Here is a 26,418-nt window from a genome sequence, read left to right as displayed (position 1 = left end):
CGCACCTTCCCCGAACAGGAAGTCCGCGACACCTGGGTCTGGTTCCAGTCCGGCATCAACACCGACGGCGCGCACAACTGGGCCACCACCCGCAAACTCCAGCAAGGGGACATCCTCTCCCTGAACTGCTTCCCGATGACCTCCGGCTACTACACCGCCCTCGAACGCACCCTCTTCCTCGGCCAGCCCGACGAACGCTCCCTGGAGCTGTGGAACGTCAACGTCGAGGTCCACCGCCGCGGCCTGGAACTGATCAAGCCCGGCGCCGTCTGCAAGGACATCGCCGCCGAACTCAACGAAATCTACATCGGCCACGGCCTGCTCCCGAACCGCACCTTCGGCTACGGCCACTCCTTCGGCGTCCTCTCCCACTACTACGGCCGCGAAGCAGGCCTGGAACTGCGCGAAGACATCGACACCGTCCTCGAACCCGGCATGGTCGTCTCCATGGAACCGATGATCACCGTCCTCGACGGCGAACCCGGCGCCGGCGGCTACCGCGAACACGACATCCTCGTCATCGGCGAAAACGGCGCCGTCGAGAACATCACCAAATTCGGCTTCGGCCCCGAAAACAACATCATCGACGCCTAACCCCGCACCCCCCGGAAGGCGGAACCCGGAATGAATGCGGCGCAGACGGACACCGTCTGCGCCGCATTCACCCTTTCACCCTTTCACCCTTTCACCGGCCAGAATGGACACCATCATGAGTGATACAAAAGCACCCGGTCCACCCGCACCCGCGAACGACGCCGGTACCTCCGACGCGCGCGGCGCTTCCGTCCTGGTCAACGCCATCGAGGTCCTCCGCTGCTTCACCGCGGAACAACCGCTGCAAGGAGTAACGGAGATAGCGGCACAGGTCGCCCTGCACAAAAGCACCGTATCGCGCATCCTGGCCACCCTGGAACAGGAAAACCTGGTCGAACGCGACGCCGTGTCACGCCGGTTCAAACTGGGGTTGGGACTGATAGCCGTCGCGGGACCGCTGCTCGCCGACCTCGACGAACGCCGCGCCGCCTACCCCGTGCTGCAGGAATTGACCGAACTCACCGGCGAAACCAGCGCCCTCATGATCTGGAACGGCAGCGAGTCCGTCTGCGTAGAACAGCTCCCCAGCCGCCAGCAAGTCAAACACACCACCCCCCTGGGCACCCGCTACAACACCGCGGCCAGCTCCTCCGTCCAGGTCTTCCTCGCCGGCGAAGGAACCGAAAGGGCGCGGACCCGGCTCACCAGCGGACAAATCATCCTCGCCGCCCCCACCCAGGAAAACGTGGAGGAATACCTCACACGGCTCAAACAGGTCTCCTCGCAAGGCTACGCCACCAACTACGGAGAGACCTCGCTGGACGAAGTCGGCGTCGCCGCCCCCGTCTTCGACCACCGCGGCAACCTCGCAGCCTGCGTCATGCTCGCAGCCCCCCGCTTCAGGGTATCCACCCAACAACTGCAATCACTGCTGGAAGCCTGCCGAGCAGCCGCACGCAAAGTCACCATCCGCCTCGGCGGCAGCCCGGACTGACTCCCCACGGTGAAAGGGTTCCCATGTCTGAACGTCGAAGCGGTAACGCGGTTCGGCTTCGTGTGGTGCCCGCAGCATCCCCGTGTCTGAGACGATGTTGATATGCCTGCAACAGAATTTAATGTGGACGATGAGAGTCCGGAGGCCGGCCGCGGCGTTCAGTCGGTCGACCGCGCCATCACGGTCCTCGAAATACTCGCGCGGACCGGGTCTGCCGGGGTGAGCGAGATTGCCGAAGAAATGGGCGTGCACAAATCCACTGCCTCCAGGCTCCTGGCCTCGCTCGACCAGCGGGGCATGGTCCAGCAGAACTCCGAGCGCGGCAAGTATCAGCTCGGTTTCAGCATCCTCCGCCTGGCCAATTCCATTCCCGGCAGGCTCAGCCTGGTCCGCGAAGCCCGTCCGATCCTGGAAGCTCTGGCCGACCAGTACAAGGAAACGGTAAATCTGGCCGTCCTGCGCTCCAATTTCGCAGTCAACGTGGATCAGGCCATGGGCCCTTCCACCCTGTCCACCCATGACTGGATCGGCAGCCTTACGCCGCTCCATGCCACCTCCAGCGGCAAGGTGCTGCTCGCCGCGCTCTCGTCTGAGCAGCGGCAAAAGATCCTCAAGGAGACCGGACTCTTCGCCCAAACCGCCCGGACCATAACTTCCAAGCAGGAACTTGAGAAGGAGCTGCTCGAGGTGGGCAGCTCAGGGTACGCCGTCGTTTCCGAAGAATTCGAGATCGGCCTCAGCGCCATCGCGGTTCCCGTATATGACCACCTCGGCACAGTCATCGGCGCCGTCAGCATTTCAGGCCCGTCATTCCGCTTCAAACCCAGAGAAATGCCCGGCCTGATTGAGGATCTCAAACAGGCCGGGCAAGATATCAGTTCACGGATGGGTCACAGCCCCGAGTGATTCAGGAGCATCGGGTACGGCGTCGGCAACGGGACCTGAGACCGTGCCGGTGCCGTCGAGCATTTCCTGCACCCAGTGGTGGAACGCACCGATGTGGTGCTCGCTGGGAACCAGGACCCCGCCCTTGGCATAGATCTTGGAGCCCATGGCAGGCTGGCAGCGTTCGCAGGCGTCAAAATCCTGCTGGTTCACCCGGTGGAATAGTTCCACGGACGACGTGAGATCTCTACCGCTCTCGACAACGCTGGGCAGATAGAGCCAGTCGCATTCGACGATCGTGTGGTCCGCGGCCATCGGGAACATCCGGTGGATGATGACGTGGTCCGGCACCAGGTTGACGAAGACTGTCGGTTTGATCGTAATCGCGTAGTAGCGGCGGTCCTGGTCGTCGCCGATGCCGGGAATCCGGTCCACACCTTCCGAGCCGTCGATGGTGAAGCCCTTGACGTCGTCACCGAACTCCGCGCCGTGGCCGACAAAGTATTGCGCCGCCAGTCCATCCGCGAATTCGGGCAGCACCTCCGTCAGCTCGGGATGGATTGTTGCGCAGTGGTAGCACTCCATGAAGTTCTCGATGATGAGCTTCCAATTCGCCTTCACGTCGTAGGTGATACGCCGGCCCAGTTTCAGGCTGGCAACGTCATAGCTCTCGATAGCCTGGACATCGCCGAGGCGCTCCTCGATGGCGCCGACAACGTCGTCCTCGAACGACGGCGGCTCATCGGCCAGGCAGAGCCAGACATAGCCGAGATATTCGCGCACGGCTACGTGGACAAGTCCGTACTTTTCCCGGTCAATGTCAGGCATCTTCGTGAGGTTGGGGGCCGCGATCAGCTTGCCATCAAAGTCATACGTCCAGGCGTGGTAGGGGCACTGGAAGGAACGGCCGGCTTCACCGGATTCCTCCATGCACAGCTTGACTCCGCGGTGCCGGCAAATGTTGTAGTACGCCCGGATGGCGCCCTTGCGGTTGCGGGTGACGATGACGGACTCACGGCCAATCTGGACGGTCTTGTAAGCTCCGGGCTTGGCCAGGTCCTCCGAACGCACGGCGCAGAACCACATTTGCTCAAAGATGCGCTCCTGTTCGGTTCTGAAAATGTCCTCGTCGACATAGGTATTGCCGGGCAGGGTTGAGATCAGGCTTTCCGAGATAATTTCGGCGGTCATAGGGATACTCCTTGGAAATACGAGAAGCGGGAAGGTGCAATCAGGAATCTGGAATGGTTGCGGCAGCAGGAAGTGTTGCCCGGCCTCAAGAGGCGGCAGCGAACTCCCCTGCCGGGACCATGTACTGCTGGGCGTTCTTGTTCAGGAATTTGCGCCACTTAGTGAACTGCCGGGTCTGGTCTACACCCAGCACGGCTACCGGTTCGGCGCCTGCGTAGTACACGGCCAGGAAGCTGCGCTCGGCGACGTCGCCTTGCTCGATCTCGATCCTGTCGTAGCCCTTGGCATGGCCGGCGAACTGGATTCGCGATCCGTACTGGTCTGACCAGAAGTACGGCGGATTGACCGGCTGCTGCACTGCGTTCTCGTCCAGCAGGGCGGCCACGGCGAGAGCCGGGCGTTCGTTCGCCCCGGCCCAGTGTTCTACCCGCTGATGGCTTTGGGCCCGCAGGTCGTACCACGCGGCACAGTCGCCGACGGCGGATACACCGGGTCGGTTGGTCCGGCCCATGGCATCACACAGGACGCCATTGTCCAGTGCGATGCCCGATCCTTCCAGCCATTCAACGTTGGGTTGCGCTCCAATACCAACGAGTACGACGTCGGCAGGCAGCCGCCTGCCATTGTCCAGGACAACTTCGCTCACCGAGGTTCCGCTCATCGTGAAGGAGGAAACGCCAGTCCCACAGAGCAGTTCCACTCCGGCTGCTTCATGAAGGCCGGCCACCGCGGCCCCCATCTGCGCGCCGAGCGGGCCTGCCAGCGGCGCAACCGACCTTTCCACCACGGTCACTTCCATGCCGGCTGCCTTGGCTGTGGAAGCGGTTTCCGCTCCGATGAATCCTGCACCGATGACCACCAGGCGACGCCCGGGAAGCAGCTGGGGCCGCAGCGCCTGCGCATCGGCAAGTGTGCGCAGCGTAAAAACGTTCTGCATGCCTTGCAGTTCGGTCAGGCCCCGGGCCGAGGCGCCGGTAGCGATGATTACTCCGTCTGCTGTGATACTGCGTCCGTCGTTGAGCGTGAGTGTCAGAGACTGGGCGTCGAAGCGCTCGGCACGGACTCCCAGCAGCCATTCGGCGTTCAGGTCCTCGCCGGCTTCCTCGAGAGCGAGGTCCTCCAGGCCGATCTTGCCGGCTAGGAAGTCCTTGGACAGCGGCGGTCGATCATACGGGCGGGGAGCTTCGTCCCCGATGATGACGAGTCTGCCGGCAAAGCCTTGGGCCCGCACTGCCCGTGCGGCGGAGAGTCCGGCCAGGGACGCCCCCACGACTACAAGAGTCTGCATAGATTGGCCTTTCACAACACTGGAGAGGTGCACTCCTGCACCTTCTGGCTAAGAAGCATTGCTCAATTGCGTCTACCGCAACTCGCATCGCTATGTGAAACAGCATGGAGGTCGCGAAGTGCTGTGTCAAGAGTCACAAACACGTAATTTTCGACGTCGATGAATTGTGTGGGCTAGAACACAAAAAAACCTTGACAGGTGCCCCCTCCAACGCTCAAGCTGTTGCCTATTGTGAACGCAGTTGTTCATGACGGAACTGCCGCCAAAGAGCGGCCGGCTATGAAAGAGGTTCGCTCCATGCACAAGGCATGCCCACTGAAAGAGCTGGCACCCGGAGATGCGATTCGTTTGGATACGTCACCGCCCATCGCTGTTTTCCATACAGAGGAGGGCGAGCTCTTCGCCATCGACGATACGTGCACCCATCAGGACGCATCTCTAGCCGATGGGTGGGTTGAGGGCTGCGAAGTGGAGTGCCCGCTGCACGCCTCCAAATTCAATTTACGCACGGGCAATGTAGACGCCCCGCCGGCGAAGTTGCCGGTCCGGGTCCACGAAGTCGAGGTAGTAGACGGAACCATTATGGTCCGCGAATCAGACGATGCTCCGAATCTTCCGCCTGGTTTGACCGTAGACGGACACGTATAAACCGGCAGCACGTGCACCGCAGAGGCCCTGGTCATCTAGCAAAGGATTTTCATGTCAGCGAACAACGATCTTGCAATTGAGGATGGCAGTCCCGACGACGAGCTCACGGAGCTCATCCGCAAGGAGCCGCTGGGCGATGACCAGCAAGCCAAACCTGCAACTGCAGAACACACTGCACTGGATCAGCAGATCCTGCAGGAACTGCACGAATCGGAAACCGAGCACGCCGCTGCCCGCCGCAGTCGGGTTCCCCGCGGCTTGGACAAGACGGTCTTCGCGGTAGCAGGCGCCCTCGCCGTCGCGTTTGTCGCGTGGGGTTTCCTCGGCACTGAGAACCTCTCGGCCACCTCCCAGAACGCGCTGAACTGGGTTATGGAAAACACCGGCTGGCTCTTCATCCTGCTGGCCTCGCTCTTCGTGGTCTACGTGCTGTGGCTCGCGCTGGGCCGCTTCGGCAATATCCCGCTGGGCAAGGACGGCGAGAAGCCGGAGTTCCGGACCATTTCCTGGATCTCCATGATGTTCGCAGCGGGCATGGGCATCGGCCTGATGTTCTACGGGGTGGCCGAGCCGATGTACCACTACATCGCCCCGCCGCCCGGCAGCGTGAACGGGCAAACACCCGAAGCAATCCAGACCGCCATGGCTACATCGCTCTTCCATTGGACGCTGCATCCTTGGGCGATGTACGCCGTCGTCGGTGTTGCCATGGCCTATGGGACGTACCGTCTGGGCCGCAAGCAGCTGATCTCCGCGGCCTTCACATCGCTGTTCGGCCGCAAAACCGTCGAGGGGCCGGTCGGGAAGTTCATCAACATTCTGGCCATCTTCGCCACGCTTTTCGGTACAGCTGCCTCGCTGGGGCTTGGCGCCCTGCAGATCGGCAGCGGCCTTGCCTTCAACGGCTGGGTCGGCGAGCTGGCGACCCCGATCCTGGTGGCGATCGTCGCCGTGCTGACCGTCTGCTTTGTCGCTTCCGCTATCTCCGGCATCCGCCGCGGCATCCAGTGGCTGGCGAACATCAATATGGTCCTGGCCGTCATCCTCGCGCTGATCGTTTTCGTAGCCGGCCCCACGCTCTTCATCCTCAATCTGGTTCCCGCCGCGGTCGGCGACTACGCCCGCGACCTCGCTGAGATGGCTTCACGCACCGAAGCCGTCGGCGACGAGGCCCTGCGTACCTGGATGTCCGGCTGGACCATCTTCTACTGGGCTTGGTGGGTCTCCTGGACGCCGTTTGTAGGCATGTTCATCGCCCGCATCAGCCGGGGCCGGACCATCCGCCAGTTTGTCACCGGCGTGCTGCTGGTGCCCAGCATTGTCAGCGTGATCTGGTTCGCCATCTTCGGCGGGGCGGCGTTTGGTGTCCAGTCCAAGGCGGATGAAACAGCGGACACCGGCGACGGGCTGGTCGACATGGTCGACGGCGAACCCACCATCTCCTTCGACGGCGCCCTTTTCGATCTACTGCAGAACCTGCCGCTGCCGAACGTCATCGCGGGTGCGGTGGCCGTTCTCGCAATGGTCCTGGTGGGCATCTTCTTCGTTACCGGCGCGGATTCGGCGTCGCTGGTCATGGGCTCGCTGAGCTCCAACGGCGCCGAGGAGCCCTCCAGAGGGGTAGTCATCTTCTGGGGCGTGCTGACCGGCGGAGTTGCGGCGGTCATGTTGCTGGCTGGTGGCGATCAGCCTGCTGAAGCTCTTTCGGGGTTGCAGCGAATAACCATTGTGGCGGCCTTGCCCTTTGTCCTGGTGATGCTGCTGCTGTGCTTCGCCCTGGCCAAGGACTTGCGCCGGGATCCCCTGTCCTTGAGGCGACGGCTGGCAACGTCAGTGGTTGAACGCGCCATTCGGTCCGGTGTAGATCAGCACGGAGGCGTCCATTTCGACCTCGTCACGAGGCACGAATGCGACGAGCAGTGCGCTTCCAGCGATAAATGCCCAACCCCGGTCTCCGGCTCCTGATTTTTCTCTACTGAACTCGCGAGGTAAATGACTATGACGGCCTTGGCCACCACTGAACTACTCAACGATGACCTTCCGGCTGGCGGTGTTCCCGCGTACGCTGGAAAACACGCGGCCCCGTTTGTCCTGACGCTCTCGTGTCCGGAACGTCCCGGTATCGTCCACGCTGTGACCAGTTTCCTGGCCCAGCGGGGTTTCGATATTGCCGAGCATCAGCAGTTCGATGACCATGTCAGCGGCACGCTGTTCCTGCGGACGGCTTTTGCCCCGGCGTACACCGCCGATGAATCAGGCGGACGGGACCATGGCAGCGAGGCGAAGCGCCAGGCGATGGCGGCGGCACTGGCTGAGGAATTTGCGGATGTGGCGGACCGGTTCGATATGAAATTCGATATCCATGACGGCAGCCCCAAGCGGCTGCTGGTCATGGTGTCGAAATTCGGCCACTGCCTCAACGATCTGATTTTCCGGTGGCAGGCCGGAAGCCTTGGTGCGGAGATCGCCGTCGTTGTTTCCAATCATGAGGATCTGCGCCCCATGGCCGAGGCTGCAGGCCTGCCCTTTGTCCACGTGCCGGTCACGGCGGCGACCAAGGCCGAGTCCGAGGCGCGTCTGCTGGACCTCGTCGCAGAACACGGCGCCGATCTGGTGGTGCTGGCACGCTACATGCAGGTGCTCTCGGACGACCTTTGCGAGGCCCTGCGGGGACGCGCGATCAATATCCATCACTCATTCCTGCCCGGCTTCAAGGGCGCCAAGCCGTACCATCAGGCCTATGACCGCGGTGTGAAGCTGGTGGGAGCCACGGCCCACTACGTCACCGCTGATCTGGACGAGGGCCCGATCATCGAGCAGGAGGTGTTCCGGGTTGACCACAGTCTTGATCCCGCGTCCCTGGTCACGGTGGGCAGGGATGCCGAGGCGCAGGCCCTGTCCCGCGCCGTGAAGTGGCACTGCCAGCACCGCATCCTGCTCAACAACACCCGCACCGTCGTCTTCCGCTAACCGCGATCCAAGGAGAATACCTATGAGCCACACACCCCGCGTTGTCATCATTGGGGCCGGCATTGTCGGCGCCAACCTCGCCGACGAACTGGCCACGCGTGGCTGGAACAATGTCACCGTCCTCGAACAGGGACCGCTGCATCTGGCCGGCGGTTCCACCTCGCATGCGCCCGGCCTGGTATTCCAGACCAACCCGTCCAAGACGATGACCGAGTTCGCCGGCTACACGGTGGACAAACTGCTCTCGCTCAGTGCGGAGGGGCGCTCTTGCTTCAACCAGGTCGGCGGGCTTGAGATCGCCACCACCGAGGCTCGGCTCCAGGAGCTGAAGCGCCGGCTGGGTTTCGCCACGTCCTGGGGCCTTGAGGGCCGCCTGATCGACCCGGATGAGTGCGAGAAGCGCTACCCGATGATCAACCGGGACATGGTCCTGGGCGGGCTGTATGTGCCCTCCGACGGTCTGGCTTCCGCCGCGCGGGCGGTGCAGCTGCTGATCGAAAAGGCCAGCGAAGCGGGGGTAAAGTTCATCGGCTCCACTGCGGTGACCGGCATTGAGCAGTCCGGCGGGAAGGTCACCGGCGCGCAGACGCCTGACGGCGTAGTGCCGGCGGACATCGTGGTCTCGTGCGCCGGCTTCTGGGGCCCCAAAATCGGTGCCATGGTCGGCATGCCGGTACCGCTGCTGCCGCTGGCACACCAGTACGTCACGACCACGGCGCTGCCGGAGCTCGCCGGCCAGAACGAGCTGCCCAACGGCGCCCGCCTGCCCATCCTGCGCCACCAAGACAAGGACCTGTACTACCGCGAGCACGGCGACAGGATCGGCATCGGTTCCTACGCCCACCGCCCCATGCCCGTGGATCTGGACGAGCTGCCGCAGGTTCGGGCAGACCAGATGTCCGAGCACCGGATGCCATCGCGGCTGGAATTTACCGAAGCCGACTTCCTGCCGTCCTGGCAGGACAGCCAGGAGCTGCTGCCCGCCCTGCGTGGCGTGGAGATTGAGGACGGTTTCAACGGCATCTTCTCCTTCACCCCGGACGGCGGCCCTCTGATCGGCGAGTCGCCCGAGGTCGAGGGGTTCTTCCTCGCGGAGGCTGTCTGGGTCACCCACTCGGCCGGCGTCGCCAAGGCCGTCGCCGAGCTGCTGGTGGAAGGCCAGTCCCGCACGCCCCTGCACGAATGCGAGGCCACCCGCTTCGAGAAGATCCAGGTCAGCAAGGAGTACGTCAGCGAAACTTCCCAGCAGAACTTCGTGGAGATCTACGATGTGCTGCACCCGCTGCAGCCGCGGGATGCTCCGCGCGATCTCCGCGTCAGCCCGTTCAACGTTCGCCAGCACGAACTCGGCGCGTTCTTCCTGGAGTCGGCAGCCTGGGAGCGTCCGCATTGGTACGAGGCCAACCGCGCCCTGCTGCAGGAACTGCCGGAAGCCTGGCAGGCACCGGAGCGGGACGACTGGTCCGCGATGTTCCACTCCCCCATCTCCGCAGCCGAAGCGTGGAAGACGCGCACCGCCGTCGCGCTCTATGACATGACTCCGCTGAAGCGGCTTGAGGTTACCGGCCCGGGCGCGCTGGCGCTGCTGCAGCGGTTGAGCACCGGCAACATCGCCAAAAAGCCCGGAGCCGTCACCTACTGCCTGCTGTTGGCGGACGACGGCGGCGTCCGCAGCGATGTGACCATCGCACGGCTGGCCGAGGAGACGTTCCAGCTCGGTGTCAACGGCAACATCGACTTCGACTATTTCCGGGTCGAGGCCCGCAAGCAGTCCGCGGCCGATCCGGCACAGTGGGTCCATGTCTCCGACATCACCGGCGGCACCTGCTGCATCGGGCTGTGGGGACCGCTGGCGCGTGAGGTCATCGGCAAGGTCAGCGAGGACGATTACACCAACGATTCGCTGCGCTATTTCCGGGCCAAGGAGGTCCACATCGGCGGCATCCCTGTCACCGCCTGGCGGCTGTCCTATGTCGGGGAGCTCGGCTGGGAACTGTATACCTCGGCCGAGTACGGGCTGAAGCTGTGGGATCTGCTCTTCGAGGCCGGCCAGGAGCACGGCATCATCGCTGCCGGCCGCGGCGCCTTCAACAGCCTCCGGCTGGAAAAGGGCTACCGGCTCTGGGGCACGGACGTCACTCCCGAGCACAGCCCCTACGAAGCCGGACTCGGCTTCTCCGTCTTCAAGGACAAGACGGACTTTGTGGGATACGAGGCCTTGGCTGCCCGCCGGGCCGAGCCTGCCTCCAGGGAACTGCGCTGCCTGACCGTCGACGACGGTACGTCCGTAGTGCTGGGCAAGGAACCGGTGTTCGTCCACGGCGAGCCCGCGGGTTATGTCACGAGCGCGGCCTACGGCTACACCGTTGGCCGGCCCATCGCCTACGCCTGGCTGCCGGCCGGCCTGGCGGAGGGCGATTCCGTGGAGATCGGCTACTTCGGCCGGAAGGTCGCCGCGACCATCGCCGCCGAGCCGCTGGTCGATCCGAAGATGGAACGGCTGCGCGGATAGCAGGTGACGGAAAACTGACAGGTTAGTGCCGGACAGGACAGCAGCGGCCCCGCTCCAGGTGGAAGGAGCGGGGCCGCTGCTTTGGCTTTGTGCTTAGTGCTTAGCCGCGTTTAGTCTGCGACGTTTTCGTCGTCTGCTGCGGCCAGCTGCCCGCAGGCGCCGTCGATCTCCTTGCCGCGGGTGTCGCGCAGCGTCGTCGGGATGCCGGCGGCAATCAGCCGGTTGATGAACTCGGTCTCCACTGACTTCTCCGACGAGGTCCAGATGGATCCCGGCGTCGGGTTCAGCGGAATGGGGTTCACATGGACCCAACCGCGGCCGCGCTGGTTCAGCTTCTTGGCCAGCAGGTCCGCGCGCCAGGCGTGGTCGTTCATGTCCTTGATCAGCGCGTATTCGATGCTGACCCGGCGGCCGGTCACCGCGTAGTAGTTGTAGGCCGCATCCAGCGCCTCGTCGACCTTCCAGCGGCTGTTGACCGGAATCAGCTCGTCACGCAGCTCGTCATCCGGCGCGTGCAGACTCAGCGCGAACGTCACAGGGATCCCCTCGTCCGCGAGCTTGTTGATGCCCGGAACCAGGCCCACGGTGGAGACCGTGATGTTGCGGGCGGACATGCCCAGGCCCTCGGGGGCCTCGGCTGCCATGCGGTGCACCGCTGCCATCACGCGCTTGTAGTTGGCCAGCGGCTCGCCCATGCCCATGAAGACGATGTTGGTGACCCGCTCGGCGTCGTGCCCGCCGTCCTTGCGCTTGCCGCCCAGCGCGCCTTCGGCGATCACCCGGTTGGCCTGGACAATCTGGTCCAGGATTTCGGCCGTGGACATGTTGCGGGTCAGCCCTGCCTGGCCGGTGGCGCAGAACGGGCAGTTCATGCCGCAGCCGCACTGGCTGGAGACGCACAGCGTGATCCGGCCCGAGTAGCGCATCAGCACCGACTCGACCAGCGAGCCGTCAAAGAGCCGCCACAGGAACTTGATGGTGTCCCCGTTGTCCGTCTTGAGCTGCTTGACCTTGGTCAGCAGCGTCGGGAACATTTCGGCGACCAGTTCTTCACGGCGGTCCTTCGGCAGGTCGCTCATGGCGTCCGGGTCCGTGGTGTAGTGCTGGAAGTAGTGCGTGGAGAGCTGCTTGGCGCGGAACGCGGGCAGGCCCATTTCCTTGAGCTTGGCCTGGCGCTCGGTGAGGGTCAGATCGGCCAGATGCGTCGGCGGCTGCTTCACGCGCGGCGACTTGAACTGCAGCAGCGGTCGGCCGTCGCTGGAAACAGCGGGCTCGGCACCTTCCACGGCAGGACGCACCTGCGGCCGGGAAGAAGTGGCGGTGGGGGAAGAATTCAAAACAGACATCTACACTATTCTCCCATGCCGATGCAAATGAGTCGGACGCCGGCTCTACGGCTTGAGCAGCACCTTGATCGCGCGGCGTTCATCCATGGCCTTGTACGCCTCGGCCGCGTCGTCGAGGGGCATTTCGACGTCGAAAACCCGGCCCGGGTTGATCTTGCCGGCGAGCACGTCCGCCAGCAGCTCCGGCAGGTAGACACGGGTGGACGCGGCCCCGCCTGCCACCGAGATGTTCTTGGCAAACAGCACGCCGATGGGCAGTTCCGCGCCGCCCGCCGGAACGCCGACAAAGCCGACGCTGCCGCCGGGGCGCGTGGACCGCAGCGCCTGGTCCATCGATTCCTTGGTCCCCACGCATTCGAGCACCGAATCCGCGGGCACGCCGCCCAGCAGCGAACGGACCGCCTCCGCGCCTGCCTTTCCGCGCTCCTCGACGATGTCGGTGGCACCGAACTCCCTGGCCAGCGCCTGCCGGTCCGCATGACGGGACATCATGATGATCCGTTCCGCACCGAGGCGTTTGGCTGCCAGCACGCCGCACAGCCCCACTGCGCCATCTCCAACAACGACGACGGAGCGGCCCGGCCCCACCGCTGCGCCGACGGCCGCGTGGTGTCCGGTTCCCATGACGTCGGAGAGCGCCAGCAGGTTGGCTGTCAGTTCGGCATCCGGCTGCTCCACGCCGGGAACCTTCACCAGCGTTGCCTCAGCCTGCGGCACGCGTACGGCCTCGCCCTGGCCGCCGTCGACGTGGAAGCCGTGCTCATCGGTGCTGCCCCATGAGGTCCGGTGGTCGCACGCCACCGTGACGCCGTTGCGGCACTGCGGGCATTCGCCGCAGTTGCCCACCCACGGCGCGATCACGAAGTCACCCGGGGCCAGTGCCGTCACGGCATCGCCGATGCTCTCGACCACGCCGACGAATTCGTGGCCGATGGCGCGCGGCTCCGCCGTCTCGCGGACGCCCCGGTAGGGCCACAGGTCGGAGCCGCAGACGCAAGCCGCGGTCACCCTGACCACCACGTCCGTGGGTCGCTGCACCTTGGGATAGGGCCGCTCTTCCACCCGGATGTCGCGGGGTCCGTGGATGATGGTGGCGCGCATGTGCTCTCCTTGCGTCGGGAACGGCTGCTTCCAGCCTAGCCAGCGCCGCACGCCGGGGAGTCACGCTGCGTAAAGTACGACGGCGGCGCTGTCACCTTCGCGATGAAGGTAACAGCGCCGCCGTCGTTAGCTTGGAACTTCCCGCTTGCGCGGACGAACCCTTAGAGGTTCGAGGGCTCCTCGTGCTCGGGGTAGACCTCGCGCAGCAGGTGGGCGGTCTCGGACGGAGTCTTGCCGACCTTGACGCCTGCGGCCTCAAGGGCCTCCTTCTTGGCCTGCGCGGTACCGGCGGAACCGGAGACGATGGCACCGGCGTGGCCCATGGTCTTGCCCTCGGGCGCGGTGAAGCCTGCCACGTAGCCGACAACCGGCTTGGTGACGTTGTTCTTGATGAACTCGGCCGCACGCTCTTCCGCGTCGCCGCCGATCTCGCCGATCATGACGATCGCCTTGGTATCGGGGTCAGCCTCGAACGCAGCCAGGGCGTCGATGTGCGTGGTGCCGATGACCGGGTCGCCGCCGATGCCGATGGCGGTGGAGAAACCCAGATCGCGCAGTTCGTACATCATCTGGTAGGTCAGCGTGCCGGACTTGGAGACCAGGCCCACGCCGCCCTTGCCGGTGATGTTCGCCGGGGTGATACCCACGAGGGACTCGCCCGGGGTGATGATGCCGGGGCAGTTCGGGCCGATGATGCGGGTGATCTGGTTGCCGTCGGCATCCTTCTTGGACTGTGCCAGTGCCCAGAACTCGGCGGAGTCCTGGACCGGAACACCCTCGGTGATGACGACGACGAGGCCGATTTCGGCTTCGATGGCCTCGACCACGGCGTCCTTGGTGAAGGCCGGCGGAACGAAGACGATCGAGACGTCCGCGCCGGTCTCGGCGATGGCTTCCTTGACCGTGCCGTAAACGGGCAGGGTCTTCTCGCCGTGCGTCACGGAGGTGCCGGCCTTGCGGGCGTTTACGCCACCGACAACGTTGGTGCCGGCGTGGAGCATACGGGCGGTGTGCTTGGAGCCCTCGCCGCCGGTGATGCCCTGGACGATGACCTTGGAGTCTTTGTTAATAAAGATAGACATGTTTTTTCCTCGATCCTCAGGCGTTCGCCAGTTCGGCGGCCTTGTCGGCGCCTTCGTCCATACCGGCTGCCAGGGTGACCAGCGGGTGCTTCGCGTCCCGGAGGATACGGCGGCCTTCTTCGACGCTGTTGCCGTCCAGGCGGACAACCAGCGGCTTGGTGGCCTTGTCGCCCAGGATTTCCAGGGCCTTGACGATACCGTTTGCGACGGCGTCACAGGCGGTGATGCCACCGAAGACGTTGACGAACACGCTCTTGACCTGCTTGTCGTTCAGGATGATGTCCAGGCCATTGGCCATGACCTCGGCCGAAGCGCCGCCGCCGATGTCCAGGAAGTTGGCGGGCTTGACGTTACCGTGGTTCTCGCCGGCGTAGGCGACGACGTCCAGGGTGGACATAACCAGTCCGGCGCCGTTGCCGATGATGCCGACCTGGCCATCGAGCTTGACGTAGTTCAGGTCCAGTTCCTTGGCCTTGGCCTCGAGCGGATCCGCGGCGTCCTTGTCCTCGAGCTCAGCGTGCTCGGGGTGGCGGAAGGCCGCGTTCTCGTCGATGGAGACCTTGCCGTCCAGGGCGACGATGTCGCCGGCGCCGGTCTTGACCAGCGGGTTGACCTCGACCAGGGTGGCGTCTTCCTTAATGAAGACGTCCCAGAGCTTGACGATGGTCTCGGCGACCTTGCCGCGCAGTTCCTCGGCGAACCCGGCAGCGGCGACGATTTCGTCGGCCTTGGCCTGGTCGATGCCGACGGCGGGGTCAACGGCAATCTTGGCCAGAGCGTCGGGGCGCTCGACAGCCAGCTGCTCGATCTCCATGCCGCCTTCCACCGAGCACATGGCCAGGTAGTTGCGGTTGGCCCGGTCCAGCAGGACGGAGAAGTAGTACTCCTCGGCGATGTCGGCACCCTGGGCGATCATCACCTTGTTGACCGTGTGGCCCTTGATGTCCATGCCGAGGATGTTGGTGGCGTATTCGAACGCTTCGTCCGGAGTCTTTGCGACCTTGACGCCGCCGGCCTTACCGCGGCCGCCAACCTTTACCTGAGCCTTGACGACAACAACGCCGCCAATCTTTTCGGCTGCTGCTTTGGCTTCTTCTGGAGTGTAGGCAACGATTCCTGCAAGCACGGGTACAGCATGTGCCTCAAAGAGATCGCGCGCCTGGTATTCATACAGGTCCACGGGTTGTGTCCTTCTACGTCGAAGTCGTTTCTGACTCGGAGCGCGGATCTGCGTCACTTCGTGCCTGCGTAGGCGGACATTTTTTCGGTGCAAATCCGTTCGCGCTCCAAGGGGAACTTTAGTCCCTTGGCGTGCGACGCCTGTCCTAGAGTACCCCTTTAGTGATCAAGGGCACAGTTCTATGGTTTGTAGAAAAGTAACCCTTTGCGGTACTTTGTGACGCGTCGCTCACGGCCCGCCCGGCGGGCCCTTTTGCTTGCGCTACCGCTTGGCTTAGCGGCTTTCATCCGGTGTGCTGGCAGAGGCACCAGCGGAGGCATCGGCGTGGCTTTCCGAGCCTGCCGGCACCAGCACGGGGCTCCCGTCCTTGATGACGGTCTGGTTCAGCAGCGGAATGCGCAGTCCGGCGCGGTCCAGATCACCCTTCAGACGTGCACGCATGGCACGTGCCACGCCCCACTGTTCCAGCGGTTTGGTCCGGATCGCGAGGCGGATGACCACGGATTCGCCCGTGAGCGCTTCGACGCCCCAGATTTCGGGATCGTCCAGGATAAGCCGCCGGTAGTCCGGGTCCGAGCGCAGATCCTTGGCCGAGCTCAGGATCAGATCGCTCACCTTCTCGACGTCGGAGTCATAGGGCACCGGGATATCGAGCACGGCGCGCGCCCAGCCCTGCGACGAGTTGCCCACGCGTAGGATTTCGCCGTTGCGCACGTGCCACAGCGTACCGTCCACCGAACGTACCTGCGTGACGCGCAATCCAACCGATTCCACCGTTCCCGAGGCTTCGCCCAGGTCCACCACGTCGCCGATGCCGTACTGGTCCTCGGCCACCATGAACAGTCCGGAGAGGTAGTCCTTGACCAGGGTCTGGGCGCCGAAACCGATGGCCACACCGGCGATACCGGCACTGGCCAGGAGCGGCCCGAGGTCGAACCCGAGTTCGGTCATGACCATCAGGATCGTCATGACCCCAATGACTACCGTGGCGATGGAGCGCAGCACCGAGCCGATGGTCTGTGCCCGCTGGGCCCGGCGCACGGCCGCGATCGGCGAATCCTGCATCAGCCAGTAGCGCGGGTCCTTGATGTTTTTGCCGATGGTATCGGCGTCGAGTTTCTCAAGCTTCGCCGTCTCGCCGTTGGCGATCTTCGTCGACATCCGGCGGATGACAATCCGCACCAGCAGGTTCAGCAGGAAGCCGCCGATCAGAATCACCGAGACCCGCAGCGGTTTATCCATCCAAAATCCCAGGGTGCCCAGCTGGGCTACATCCACGTCCGCCACATTCAAGTCCATGGGAAAAACGCTATGTTGTTATGCCAGCGTGACCAAATGCGGTTCGCCGCCGCGGTGTCTTCTGCGCCGTGCCGCCGGGTTCCGGCGCGGATGCCTTCCCGTGCCGGCGGGACATCGTCCCTAGTCCGACTTGGTCAGCGGTGCATAACGCAGCAGCAGGCGCTTCTCGCCGATGTCGAACTTGACCTTCGCCACAGTCTTGTCCCCGGCCCCCTCGAGCGAGAGGACGGTACCGTTTCCGAAGGTGGTGTGGTTGACCTTGTCGCCCACGGTCAATGCGATGACCTCCTTCTGCGGCTGGACCCGGCCGGCCCGCACGGCGGCGGGCGCCATGGACCGTGCCGAACCCGGCAGCGAGGAAACGTCCTGGTTTCCGCCGGCACCGGCCCCCCAATGGGAGCCGCCGTACCGGCTGGAGCCGAAGCTGCCGGAGGATGTGAAAGCCGGGCGCTTGCTGCCTTCACGTTTCCAATCGATGAGTTCCGGCGGGACTTCCTCGATGAACTGGCTTGCCGGGTTGTACTGGCTCTGGCCCCACAGGCTCCGCGATTCCGAGCGGGTCAAATAGAGCCGCTTGCGGGCGCGGGTCAGCCCCACATAGGCCAGCCGGCGTTCTTCGGCCAGCTCCTTCGGATCCGTCATGGACCGTTGGTGCGGGAAGACGCCGTGCTCCATGCCGGTGAGGAACACCACCGGGAATTCCAGTCCCTTGGCCGTGTGCAGCGTCATCAGGGTGACCACGCCCTGGTCCTTGGCCAGCTGAGCGCTTTCCTCATCCGGCGCGTCCGGGATCTGGTCAGCGTCCGCCACCAGCGCCACCTGTTCCAGGAAGCTGCCGAGCGTTCCATCCGCATTGTCCCGTTCGTATTCACGCACGACGGCGACCAGCTCGGCCAGGTTTTCCACACGGGACTCATCCTGCGGGTCATTGCTCTGCCGCAGCGCCGCCAGGTAGCCGGTCTGCTCCAGCACCGCTTCAAGTGCGGCCGATGCCCCGGATCCGTTTGCCACTTCGGTGAGGTCATCGATGAGCTTCACGAAGCCGGCCACCGCGTTGACGGAGCGCGTTGCCATGCCCGGTGCGTCATCGGCCTTGCGCAGCGCTTCCATGAAGGACAACTGGTCCCGCTCGGCGAGCGCGGCCACCGCGTACTCGGCCCGGTCCCCGATGCCGCGTTTAGGCTCGTTGAGGATCCGCCGCAGGTTGACCACGTCGTCCGGGTTCACCAGCACGCGCAGGTAGGCCAGGGCGTCCTTGATTTCCTTGCGCTCATAGAAGCGGGTTCCGCCTACCACCTTGTACGGCAGGCCTACCCGGATCAGCAGGTCTTCTATGGAACGGGACTGCGCGTTGGTCCGGTAGAAGATGGCCACGTCCCCCGGGCGCAGGTTCTCGGCGTCCTGCAGCCGGTCGATCTCGTTGGCAATGAACCGGGCCTCGTCGTGCTCGTTTTCGCCGACGTAGCCGATGATCCGCTCGCCGTCCCCTTCCGCGGTCCAGAGCCGCTTGGCCGGACGGTTGGGGTTGCGGGAAATCACGGCGTTGGCCGCCGTCAGAATGGTCTGCGTGGAGCGGTAGTTCTGCTCCAGCAAGATGGTCCGCGCGTTGGCGTAGTCCTTTTCGAACTCGACGATGTTGCGCACGTCGGCACCGCGGAAGGCGTAGATGGACTGGTCCGAGTCCCCCACCACCGTCAGTTCGCCGGGCGGGAAGTCCTGCTCCGATTCGCCCGTTCCACCGGTGAGTTCGCGGACCAATACATACTGGGCGTGGTTGGTGTCCTGGTACTCGTCCACCAGGACGTGACGGAAGCGCCGCCGGTAGGAATCCGCCACCGCCGGGAAGGCCTGGAAGATGAAGACCACCTGGGCGATCAGGTCGTCGAAGTCCATGGCATTGGCCTGGCGCATCCGCTGCGTGTAGCCCTTATAGGCCTCAGCCACGGCCTGCTCGAACGGATCGGAGTAGTTTGCCGTCGCGGCGTAGGCTTCGTCGTCGATCAGCTCGTTTTTGAGTGCGGAGATCTTGTGCTGGATGGACTTCGGTGGAAAGCGCTTCGGATCCAGGTCCAGGCCCTTGGCAACCAGGGTGATCAGGCGCAGCGTGTCCGCCGAATCATAGATGGAGAAGTTCGAGTTGAGCCCAACGTTCTTGGCCTCCCGGCGCAGGATCCGCACGCAGGAGGAGTGGAACGTGGAAATCCACATGTTCTTCGCCCGGTCCCCCACCAGCGACTCGATCCGCTCACGCATTTCCGCGGCAGCCTTGTTGGTAAAGGTGATGGCCAGGATCTCTCCCGGGCGGGCACGCTTGGTCGCCATCAGGTGGGCAATCCGATGGCTGAGCACGCGGGTCTTTCCGGACCCCGCGCCGGCAATGATCAGCAGGGGCGAGCCGGCATGCTTGACTGCCTCTTCCTGCTGCGGGTTCAGCCCGGCCAGCAGTTCCTGCGCATCAGGCAAGGCAGGAGCAGGAGCATCGTAGGCAGGGTCAGTCAGAAAATCCATGGTCTTATCAGTCTATTAGCCCCCACCGACACTCGGCGCCGGATTCGCCCACGGCCTAGCCCCGAGGCGCGTCGCCGGCCCGGGGCCATAATGGAGATATGTCCAAGTCCCGCGCGCAGCGCCTCCGCAAGCACGGTCCCGCAGCAGCCGACGCCCGCACTGGTGACCCTTCCTCCACAAAGCCGGCATCCGGCGTCGTCAATCCGAGCACCGGCCGCACGCCGGCCAAGGCGGCAGGCAATGCCAACATGATTGTGATCGCCGGCGCGGTGGCCTCGGCGTTCCTGTTCGGGTACTCGTTCATCCTGATCATGCCGCAGTTCCAGCAGCTGAGCGGCGGCCTGGCCATGCCGGACACGCTGGTAACCGGTTACAGCACCGAGTATGTGCAGGACGTGCGCACCGCCTTCGGCGAGGACGGCGCCGACCAATACAACTACTGGCACAAAACCGCCGACACGATCTTCCCGCTGCTGTTCGGCTTCACCTGGCTGCTGCTGATCGGCCAGCAGCTCAAACGCGGGCTGCTCCGCTGGCTCTGCTGGGCGCCCGTCCTGCTGTATGTCATTGCGGACCTGGCCGAAAACTGGGTGCTGGACTCGATCATGAGTACCGATCCGGTGGGCGACGCATCGCTGGCCAGCTTCCTCACCGTCGCGAAATCCGTGCTGTTCGGACTGAGCATCCTGGCCGCTCTCTACGCGGTTTTCCGCGGACCACGCCGGAAACAAAATGAAACAACGACGGCGGCAAAAGGGTAAGCTGGATAGGTTCGCGCCTCTGTAGCTCAGTTGGATAGAGCGACCCTCTCCTAAAGGGTAGGTCGTCGGTTCGATTCCGGCCAGGGGCACTTAAACAGGGAAGCCGCTGTCTGCGCATCCCCCCACGGATGCGCAGCCAGCGGCTACCGCATTTGGTGCATCCCAAAGCATTTCAACTGCGAGAACCCTCAAAAGAGAAGTTGTAGCCCCGGGCTTCTTCCCGTTCGCCGGAACTACTCGCGATCACCGTTGTCCTGCTTGGTTGACGGCACGCGCCCCTCCCCAGGGCCGCACCCGCTCTTGAACCGTTCATTTCAAGAGATGGCGCGATCATACGAACGCCTGCCGTCAGTAACCATGTTTATCCATACGATGGACTAAATCAAGCCCAGCAGGTGAACAATTGATTAACCCGGGAAAAATCCGCCTTATGTGACCTCAACTACATTATGTGACGTTTCATTACGTCTCCAGCAGGAGTCCCCGGGTCTTCGGCGAGAAGGCCTGGTCCAGCACCAGGCATGCCCCACCGATGGCTCCTACCTGCTCGCCAAGGTCCGAGCCCACGACCTCGAGCTCGTGGATGTCCCTCGCCACGAAGTGCTTTTGGATCTCCTCGCGCAGCAGCGGCAGACCAACCCCGGCCAGGCCGTCCCAGAGCGGCCCGCCAAAGATAATCCGCTGGACGTCGAGCACATTGGCCACCTGCGCCACGACGAATGCAAGATTCCGTGCTGCCCGGTGCACGATGGCCTGCGCCTCGGCGTTGCCCGCTCCGGCCATGCTGGTCAGTTCGAAAATAGCCGCAGTTGTCCCGTCCAGCCCCTGCTCGTCGTGGTTCTCGGGGAAGACGCCGGCTTCGATGCCCTGCCGGATGAGGGTCACGAAATTCAGGCTCATGCCAACGCAGTTCCGCCGGCCGCATTCGCACAAAGGCACTTCGTCCTGCACCGGGAAATGCCCGATCTCGCCGATGTTTCCGGAGGAACCGTGCTGCACCTCGTTCTGCAGTACCACCCCGGCGCCAAGCCCGGTGCCCAGATAGATGAAGGCAAAGCTGGACGGCGCATCCCTGTCGCTCGCCCAGAGCTCGGCGACTGCAGCCGCCGTCACGTCCTTGTCCAGCCACACCGGCAGCTCGATCAGTTCCTCCAGCGGCACCCGCAGCGGCACCCGGTCCCAGCCCGGCAGCATCGGCGGCGAAACCATCATGCCCTCGATCCCGTCGATCGGCCCCGGCGCGGCAAGGCCCACGCCCAGGATCCGGTCGCGGTCCAGCCCTGCGGTTGCAATCAGATTTTCGACGGCGGCCGCCATCTGGGACACGATGCCATTCGGTTCGCCCACGCCAGGCATCCGGTGGTCCGTACTGGCCACCACCTCGCCGTGCAGGTTCAGGGCGACCACGGTCATGACGGCAGGATCCAGATGGATGCCGATGGCAATGCGGCTGGAAACTTCCAGCTCCAGCACGGTCCGGGGTTTGCCCGGCCCGGACACTGTCTTGCGGTCTTCCCGCACCAGTCCGTCGTCGACAAGGCGGCGCACTACGTTGGAAATGGTCTGCGGCGACAGGCCCGTGCGCTCAACCAGCTCAACCCGGGCGATGCCTTCGGGGGCGCGGCGGATCGCATCCAGGATCACCGCCTGGTTATAGCCGCCAAGACGGCCAAGATTGCTACCGCGCTGCATCAATGAGCCCTGCTCCCCAAAACTCTGCTGTGACATAGGTCAACCTATGACACTGTAACGAATGACGGACCGGATAGCACTGATAAAAAAGCCCGCGCGGCGCCCAGGGCACGCGGGCTCTTGCTGCTCAGGGCACGGCAGGCGTTCCGGTCGTTTCTGTACGGAACTGTGTCCGGTACAGCTCGGCATAGCGTCCACTGCGGGCCAGCAGTTCAAGATGGGTGCCCCGCTCCACGATTTCCCCGCCCTCGACCACGAGGATCTGGTCCGCGGAACGGATGGTGGACAGCCGGTGCGCAATAACGACGGCGGTGCGCCCCTCGAGTGCTTCGGTCAAGGCAGCCTGCACCGCGGCTTCGTTGGTCGAATCCAGTGCAGCCGTTGCCTCATCCAGGATGACCACCTGCGGATGCGCGATCAGCAGCCGCGCAATGGTCATCCGCTGGCGTTCGCCGCCGGAAAGCCGGTAGCCGCGCTCCCCCACCATGGTCTCCAGCCCGTCCGGCAGGGACCGGACCATCGGCTCGAGCCTGGCCCGGCGCAGTACGTCCCAGATCTCCTCATCCGAAGCCTCCGGGCGGGCCAGCGTGAGGTTGCCACGGATGGTGTCGTGGAACAGGTGCCCGTCCTGGGTCACCAGCCCGATGGTGGAGCGGATCGAATCGAAGCTCAGGTCACGAAGATCGACGCCGGAAAGTTCCACGGAGCCGGAGTCGACGTCGTACAACCTTGCCAGCAGTGAGGCGATGGTGGACTTGCCTGCGCCGGAAGACCCGACCAGCGCCAGGGTCTGTCCCGGCTCCACCTTGAAGTTGATGCCGTGCAGCACCTCCTCGCCACCGCGGGTGTCCAGTGTGGCGACCTCTTCCAGCGACGCCAGCGAAACCTTGTCGGCAGATGGATAGGCAAACCGGACGTCCTTGAATTCAACGATGACCGGTCCCGGCGGGACAGCACCGGCGTCGGGCTTCTCCTTAATCAGCGGATCGAGGTCCAGCACCTCGAAGACCCGCTCGAAGCTGACCAGGGCGCTGGCGATCTCCACACGCGCATTGGCCAGGGCGGTCAACGGCGCATACAGCCTGGTCAGCAGCAGCGCCAGCACCACCACGTCCCCCGGATCGAGCTGGCCGATGATGGCGTAGAACCCGCCCAGACCGTAAACCAGTGCCAGCGCCAGCGCGGAGACCAGGGTCAGCGCGGTCACGAAGGTCCACTGCAGGACCGCGGATTTGATGCCGATGTTGCGCACCCGTTGGGCCCGGACCTTGAACTCCCGGGACTCCTCTTCGGGCCGGCCAAAGAGCTTGACCAAGGTGGCGCCGGGGGCCGAAAAGCGCTCGGTCATCTGCGTGCTCATCGCGGAGTTGTGGTTGGCGGCCTCGCGGCGCATCTCCGCCAGCCGCGACCCCATCTGCCTGGCCGGCAGCAGGAAAATGGGCAGCATAACAAGCGCCAGCAGAGTCACCTGCCAGGACGTATTGAGCATGACAATCAGTGTCAGCACCAAAGCCACAAAATTACTGACGACGCCGGAAAGCGTGCCGGCGAAGGCCCGCTGCGCACCGATCACGTCATTGTTCAATCGGCTGACCAACGCACCGGTGCGCGTACGGGTGAAGAACGCAATCGGCATCTTCTGCACATGATCGAACACCGCCGTGCGCAGGTCCAGGATCACGTCTTCGCCCAGGCCGGAGGAAACCCAGCGGGTCACCATGCTCAGCGCCGCGTCAGCGATGGCGACGATGGCGATGATGATGGCAAGCCATACGATCGTCTCAATACTTGTCTTTGCGACGATCGCGTCGATCACCTGGCCGGCGAGGACCGGCGTCGCAACCGCCAAGGCGGCCGAGATGATGGACACGATGACAAAGAAGATCAGCTTGCCCTTGTACGGCGCGGCGAACGCTAGGGTACGTTTGACGGTCTTCTTGGAGAACCCGTGCTTGGCCTTGTCCGACATGGAGAGCCGGTACAGCGAACTCCACGCTGCCCCTTCCATGGACATGCTGACTCCTTTTGAAACTGGGAACGAATGTACTAATACAGCCTAGGTCTTATTCTGACGAGAGCTCGCGTTGCACCAGCGGCAGCACCTCGGTTCCGAGCAGTTCGATGGATTCCAGCACGGTCTTCTGCGGCACCGAGGAGAGGTCCATTTGCAGGATGTGCCGGTCGTGCTGCATGTACTGATGGGTCAGTACCAGCTTCTCGGCCACCTCCTCCGGGTTGCCCACGTAGATACCGCCGGACCGAGCCGCCTGCATGTTGTAGCTGACACGGCTGGGCTTGGAAAAACCGCGTTCGGCCGCAATCCGGGTCAACGAGTCCAGCCAATGGGGATAGAACGTATCCGCCGCCCCCTCCCTCGCCACCAGACCGGTGCTGCTGACACCCACCTTCAGACGCCCGACGTCGTGCCCCGCCTTGGCGGCTTCGGTGCGGTAGAGCTGTGCGTGCTGCGCGAAGCTATGGACGGTGCCGCCCAGCAAGGCGTAAATGACGCTCTTGCCCAGCTTCGCCGCCCGGACCGTCGACGCGGGCGTGCCGCCCGTGGCGATCCAGATATCCAAATGCCCAGCGCCCGGTTTGCCGGCCGGCCTGGGCAGGATTCTGGCGTTGTCGAGCGCGGTACGGAACTTTCCGCTCCAGGTTATTTCTTCCTGCTCATCCAACTGGAGCAGCAGGGCGATTTTCTCTTCGTACAGCTCGTCGTAGTCGGTCAAGGCGGCACCGAACAGCGGGTAGGACTCGATGAAGGAACCGCGCCCGGCGGTCAGCTCGGCACGGCCGCCCGACAGCAGATCGAGCGTGGCAAACTGCTGGTAGACGCGGACGGGGTCCTCGGTACTCAGCACCGTGACGGCGGAGCCAATCTTGATGTTCTGGGTCTGGGCGGCCGCCGCGGCCAGCACGGGAACCGGAGCAGAGACCGCATAGTCCGGGCGGTGATGCTCCCCGACCCCGAAATAGTGAAGGCCCACTTCATCTGCCAGCCGTGCCCGCTCCAGCAGATCCGCCATCCGTTGTTGCGGCGATGTCCGCTCCCCCGTCAGCGGATCGGGGTGGAGGTCGCCGAAGCTGTAGATGCCGAGTTCCATACCTGCCGCAACCTCTAATCGGAGGCTCATATTCCCCTTTCGACGGCGACGCTACGCACATCACTGACGCTTTGCCGTACAGGCAGCGCTCGGCTACAGGGGAAGAGTCCTAAAGATCAGAAATGCTCCGGCTGTTTGTGTGGACGGTGTTGTTTTCGCCGTTGGTTGTCGGGGGCAGGTGATGGACTGGACTCATGGCAACGCAGAAGCTCTCGTTTCCGGTTCGCGGGGTACCCGCGGCTTACTGGCTCGCTGGATACCCACTGCCGAAATGCGGGCTGTGCCGTATGGTCGACGCCGGTGTGCTTCCTGCCGTGCTCAAGGAAACTGGTGCGGAAAAGAATTTTGAACAACTTCCGTGGAACCCGTCAGACGGTGTGAATAAGTCTCTGTATTGTCATGGCCGGATGATGGACTGAAGTCATGGCAACGGAAGAGCAACCGGCAGCGGTTCCCGGTTCCCCGGCCCCCGGACAAGAGTCCGCGGAGCACGGGTTTTCGCTGCGGTGTCTTCAGCAGGCCCGACCCGTGACTCCCGCGCAGCGGCAGGAGGCCCTGCGCAAGGCCCTGGAGCGCCTGGACCACGATTGCGCCCGGGACCGCAAACGCGGCCTGGCACAGGCACGCGAATATATCGCGGCCGGCAAACCGCCGAAGCACGCCACGATGGCCGGCTATATGGAGGAGATCTACGCCGAGGCCCGCGGCCCGGTCCTGGACCCGCCGAAGCTGGAATCCTACGGCGAGGACCCGCTCGCCGGGCAGGAGGTTCCCGCCCGGGTCGGGGAGCCGGAGCACCTGGGTGCCAGCGCAGGCCTCGCTGACTTCGCGGCCTGGGAACGCGAGGAAGCCTGGGCCAGTTGGCCGCCGTCCGGCCCGTTCCCCGCGAACTGGGGCCCCGCCGAAGACCTCGAAGGACTGCCCGCGGAAGTGTTCTCCGAAACGCACGGGGAGTACTACGCCGAACGCCTGCGCCGGATCACCGCCGGCACCCCCGCCGACTGGTTCAAACTCTTCCAAGCCACCGCCACCGCCACCGCCAGCAACACCAGCAGTAACGCGCTGAACCCTACCAGTGCTGCCGCCAACGCCGAGGCCGCGACCAGCGCTGCGGGTACCGTTCTGGTTGCCGATGCCGGAGTGCGGGGATTCGAGGAGCTGGATTACCGGTCGGCGGTGGAGCAGCTGGTAGCGGGCCGGCGGCTGGCGGCCTGGCTGGACGCGTGCCTGGTACGCCTGACCCACCGCATCGGACAAACAGCCGTCGAGGAACTCCCGCCGCGGGAACCGGGTACGCCGCCGGCCGGCCGGGCCGAGCTG

General features: G+C 64.2%; 21 protein-coding genes and 1 tRNA gene. 11 read left to right on the top strand and 11 right to left on the bottom strand.

What is annotated here, in order from left to right:
• From B0G38_RS22150 to B0G38_RS22140, 3 genes are all read left to right on the top strand, one after another.
• A partial coding sequence (locus B0G38_RS22150; RefSeq protein ID WP_264671468.1) for a M24 family metallopeptidase occupies window positions 1-594 on the top strand: 594 nt, incomplete at its 5' end.
• 115 nt (window positions 595-709) lie between these two features.
• Window positions 710-1,528 (top strand): IclR family transcriptional regulator, encoded by an 819-nt coding sequence (locus B0G38_RS22145; protein ID WP_264671467.1) that lies wholly within the window; start codon window positions 710-712, stop codon window positions 1,526-1,528.
• 102 nt (window positions 1,529-1,630) lie between these two features.
• Window positions 1,631-2,434, top strand: coding sequence for an IclR family transcriptional regulator (locus B0G38_RS22140; RefSeq protein WP_264671466.1), 804 nt, complete (start codon window positions 1,631-1,633; stop codon window positions 2,432-2,434).
• Here B0G38_RS22140 and B0G38_RS22135 read toward each other — a convergent pair.
• Window positions 2,408-3,604, bottom strand: a complete 1,197-nt coding sequence (locus B0G38_RS22135; RefSeq protein WP_169997151.1) for an aromatic ring-hydroxylating oxygenase subunit alpha — start codon at window positions 3,602-3,604, stop codon at window positions 2,408-2,410. The genes B0G38_RS22140 and B0G38_RS22135 overlap by 27 nt on opposite strands.
• A gap of 85 nt (window positions 3,605-3,689) precedes the next feature.
• On the bottom strand, window positions 3,690-4,892 hold the full coding sequence (locus B0G38_RS22130) for an NAD(P)/FAD-dependent oxidoreductase (RefSeq protein WP_264671465.1): 1,203 nt from the start codon (window positions 4,890-4,892) through the stop codon (window positions 3,690-3,692).
• 297 nt (window positions 4,893-5,189) lie between these two features.
• Between B0G38_RS22130 and B0G38_RS22125 the strand changes: the two genes are divergently transcribed.
• The 4 genes from B0G38_RS22125 to B0G38_RS22110 are packed head-to-tail and all read left to right on the top strand — an operon-like array spanning window position 5,190 to window position 11,022.
• Window positions 5,190-5,540: a bifunctional 3-phenylpropionate/cinnamic acid dioxygenase ferredoxin subunit gene (locus B0G38_RS22125; protein WP_169997245.1), complete on the top strand. Its 351-nt coding sequence runs from the start codon at window positions 5,190-5,192 to the stop codon at window positions 5,538-5,540.
• Between the two features lie 51 nt (window positions 5,541-5,591).
• Window positions 5,592-7,505 (top strand): BCCT family transporter, encoded by a 1,914-nt coding sequence (locus tag B0G38_RS22120; RefSeq protein ID WP_264671464.1) that lies wholly within the window; start codon window positions 5,592-5,594, stop codon window positions 7,503-7,505.
• A 27-nt stretch (window positions 7,506-7,532) separates the two neighbouring features.
• Window positions 7,533-8,510 (top strand): formyltetrahydrofolate deformylase, encoded by a 978-nt coding sequence (gene purU, locus B0G38_RS22115; RefSeq protein ID WP_264671463.1) that lies wholly within the window; start codon window positions 7,533-7,535, stop codon window positions 8,508-8,510.
• 22 nt (window positions 8,511-8,532) lie between these two features.
• Window positions 8,533-11,022, top strand: a complete 2,490-nt coding sequence (locus B0G38_RS22110) for a GcvT family protein (protein WP_264671462.1) — start codon at window positions 8,533-8,535, stop codon at window positions 11,020-11,022.
• Window positions 11,023-11,132: 110 nt separating this feature from the next.
• Here B0G38_RS22110 and rlmN read toward each other — a convergent pair whose 3' ends face one another.
• The 6 genes from rlmN to pcrA form a co-directional block, all read right to left on the bottom strand.
• On the bottom strand, window positions 11,133-12,368 hold the full coding sequence (rlmN, locus tag B0G38_RS22105; RefSeq protein WP_264671461.1) for a dual-specificity RNA methyltransferase RlmN: 1,236 nt from the start codon (window positions 12,366-12,368) through the stop codon (window positions 11,133-11,135).
• Between the two features lie 45 nt (window positions 12,369-12,413).
• The gene (locus tag B0G38_RS22100; RefSeq protein ID WP_264671460.1) at window positions 12,414-13,469 is read right to left on the bottom strand and encodes a zinc-dependent alcohol dehydrogenase family protein; all 1,056 of its coding nucleotides are present in this window, start codon (window positions 13,467-13,469) and stop codon (window positions 12,414-12,416) included.
• A gap of 161 nt (window positions 13,470-13,630) precedes the next feature.
• On the bottom strand, window positions 13,631-14,551 hold the full coding sequence (sucD, locus tag B0G38_RS22095) for a succinate--CoA ligase subunit alpha (protein WP_169997142.1): 921 nt from the start codon (window positions 14,549-14,551) through the stop codon (window positions 13,631-13,633).
• A 16-nt stretch (window positions 14,552-14,567) separates the two neighbouring features.
• Entirely contained in the window at window positions 14,568-15,731 is a 1,164-nt protein-coding gene (sucC, locus tag B0G38_RS22090; RefSeq protein ID WP_264671459.1) for an ADP-forming succinate--CoA ligase subunit beta, read from the bottom strand.
• A 273-nt stretch (window positions 15,732-16,004) separates the two neighbouring features.
• A complete protein-coding gene (locus tag B0G38_RS22085) occupies window positions 16,005-17,030 on the bottom strand; it encodes a mechanosensitive ion channel family protein (RefSeq protein WP_264671458.1) in 1,026 nt (341 codons plus the stop codon).
• A gap of 120 nt (window positions 17,031-17,150) precedes the next feature.
• The gene (pcrA, locus tag B0G38_RS22080) at window positions 17,151-19,538 is read right to left on the bottom strand and encodes a DNA helicase PcrA (RefSeq protein WP_264671457.1); all 2,388 of its coding nucleotides are present in this window, start codon (window positions 19,536-19,538) and stop codon (window positions 17,151-17,153) included.
• Between the two features lie 98 nt (window positions 19,539-19,636).
• On the opposite strand from pcrA, the gene B0G38_RS22075 reads away from it, so the two are divergent.
• Together B0G38_RS22075 and B0G38_RS22070 are read left to right on the top strand one after the other, a co-directional pair.
• Window positions 19,637-20,299 (top strand): hypothetical protein, encoded by a 663-nt coding sequence (locus tag B0G38_RS22075; protein ID WP_264671456.1) that lies wholly within the window; start codon window positions 19,637-19,639, stop codon window positions 20,297-20,299.
• Between the two features lie 15 nt (window positions 20,300-20,314).
• Window positions 20,315-20,388: transfer RNA gene (locus tag B0G38_RS22070), tRNA-Arg, on the top strand.
• Window positions 20,389-20,761: 373 nt separating this feature from the next.
• On the opposite strand, the gene B0G38_RS22065 is transcribed toward B0G38_RS22070, so the two are convergent.
• The 3 genes from B0G38_RS22065 to B0G38_RS22055 all read right to left on the bottom strand — a co-directional run bounded on the left by B0G38_RS22065 (window position 20,762) and on the right by B0G38_RS22055 (window position 25,128).
• Window positions 20,762-22,027 (bottom strand): ROK family transcriptional regulator, encoded by a 1,266-nt coding sequence (locus tag B0G38_RS22065; protein ID WP_264671455.1) that lies wholly within the window; start codon window positions 22,025-22,027, stop codon window positions 20,762-20,764.
• A gap of 91 nt (window positions 22,028-22,118) precedes the next feature.
• Window positions 22,119-24,005: an ABC transporter ATP-binding protein gene (locus B0G38_RS22060; RefSeq protein ID WP_264671454.1), complete on the bottom strand. Its 1,887-nt coding sequence runs from the start codon at window positions 24,003-24,005 to the stop codon at window positions 22,119-22,121.
• A 49-nt stretch (window positions 24,006-24,054) separates the two neighbouring features.
• Entirely contained in the window at window positions 24,055-25,128 is a 1,074-nt protein-coding gene (locus B0G38_RS22055) for an LLM class flavin-dependent oxidoreductase (protein ID WP_264671453.1), read from the bottom strand.
• A gap of 164 nt (window positions 25,129-25,292) precedes the next feature.
• On the opposite strand from B0G38_RS22055, the gene B0G38_RS22050 reads away from it, so the two are divergent.
• Together B0G38_RS22050 and B0G38_RS22045 are read left to right on the top strand one after the other, a co-directional pair.
• Window positions 25,293-25,517 (top strand): hypothetical protein, encoded by a 225-nt coding sequence (locus B0G38_RS22050; RefSeq protein WP_264671452.1) that lies wholly within the window; start codon window positions 25,293-25,295, stop codon window positions 25,515-25,517.
• Between the two features lie 4 nt (window positions 25,518-25,521).
• A partial coding sequence (locus B0G38_RS22045) for a hypothetical protein (protein WP_264671451.1) occupies window positions 25,522-26,418 on the top strand: 897 nt, incomplete at its 3' end.

This window comes from Crystallibacter permensis (assembly GCF_025960875.1).
Taxonomy (GTDB): Bacteria; Actinomycetota; Actinomycetes; order Actinomycetales; family Micrococcaceae; genus Crystallibacter; species Crystallibacter permensis.
Note: the sequence above shows the minus strand (reverse complement) of the source record. Positions and strands in the feature narration are given on the sequence as shown.

What these genes read in the sequence shown, in the direction of transcription:
- B0G38_RS22145 (WP_264671467.1), top strand. Translation starts at nt 710, where the DNA reads ATGAGTGATACAAAAGCACCCGGTCCACCCGCACCCGCGAACGACGCC.
- B0G38_RS22140 (WP_264671466.1), top strand. Translation starts at nt 1,631, where the DNA reads ATGCCTGCAACAGAATTTAATGTGGACGATGAGAGTCCGGAGGCCGGC.
- B0G38_RS22135 (WP_169997151.1), bottom strand. Translation starts at nt 3,604, where the DNA reads ATGACCGCCGAAATTATCTCGGAAAGCCTGATCTCAACCCTGCCCGGC.
- B0G38_RS22130 (WP_264671465.1), bottom strand. Translation starts at nt 4,892, where the DNA reads ATGCAGACTCTTGTAGTCGTGGGGGCGTCCCTGGCCGGACTCTCCGCC.
- B0G38_RS22125 (WP_169997245.1), top strand. Translation starts at nt 5,190, where the DNA reads ATGCACAAGGCATGCCCACTGAAAGAGCTGGCACCCGGAGATGCGATT.
- B0G38_RS22120 (WP_264671464.1), top strand. Translation starts at nt 5,592, where the DNA reads ATGTCAGCGAACAACGATCTTGCAATTGAGGATGGCAGTCCCGACGAC.
- purU (WP_264671463.1), top strand. Translation starts at nt 7,533, where the DNA reads ATGACTATGACGGCCTTGGCCACCACTGAACTACTCAACGATGACCTT.
- B0G38_RS22110 (WP_264671462.1), top strand. Translation starts at nt 8,533, where the DNA reads ATGAGCCACACACCCCGCGTTGTCATCATTGGGGCCGGCATTGTCGGC.
- rlmN (WP_264671461.1), bottom strand. Translation starts at nt 12,368, where the DNA reads ATGTCTGTTTTGAATTCTTCCCCCACCGCCACTTCTTCCCGGCCGCAG.
- B0G38_RS22100 (WP_264671460.1), bottom strand. Translation starts at nt 13,469, where the DNA reads ATGCGCGCCACCATCATCCACGGACCCCGCGACATCCGGGTGGAAGAG.
- sucD (WP_169997142.1), bottom strand. Translation starts at nt 14,551, where the DNA reads ATGTCTATCTTTATTAACAAAGACTCCAAGGTCATCGTCCAGGGCATC.
- B0G38_RS22085 (WP_264671458.1), bottom strand. Translation starts at nt 17,030, where the DNA reads ATGGACTTGAATGTGGCGGACGTGGATGTAGCCCAGCTGGGCACCCTG.
- pcrA (WP_264671457.1), bottom strand. Translation starts at nt 19,538, where the DNA reads ATGGATTTTCTGACTGACCCTGCCTACGATGCTCCTGCTCCTGCCTTG.
- B0G38_RS22075 (WP_264671456.1), top strand. Translation starts at nt 19,637, where the DNA reads ATGTCCAAGTCCCGCGCGCAGCGCCTCCGCAAGCACGGTCCCGCAGCA.
- B0G38_RS22065 (WP_264671455.1), bottom strand. Translation starts at nt 22,027, where the DNA reads ATGTCACAGCAGAGTTTTGGGGAGCAGGGCTCATTGATGCAGCGCGGT.
- B0G38_RS22060 (WP_264671454.1), bottom strand. Translation starts at nt 24,005, where the DNA reads ATGTCCATGGAAGGGGCAGCGTGGAGTTCGCTGTACCGGCTCTCCATG.
- B0G38_RS22055 (WP_264671453.1), bottom strand. Translation starts at nt 25,128, where the DNA reads ATGAGCCTCCGATTAGAGGTTGCGGCAGGTATGGAACTCGGCATCTAC.
- B0G38_RS22050 (WP_264671452.1), top strand. Translation starts at nt 25,293, where the DNA reads ATGGCAACGCAGAAGCTCTCGTTTCCGGTTCGCGGGGTACCCGCGGCT.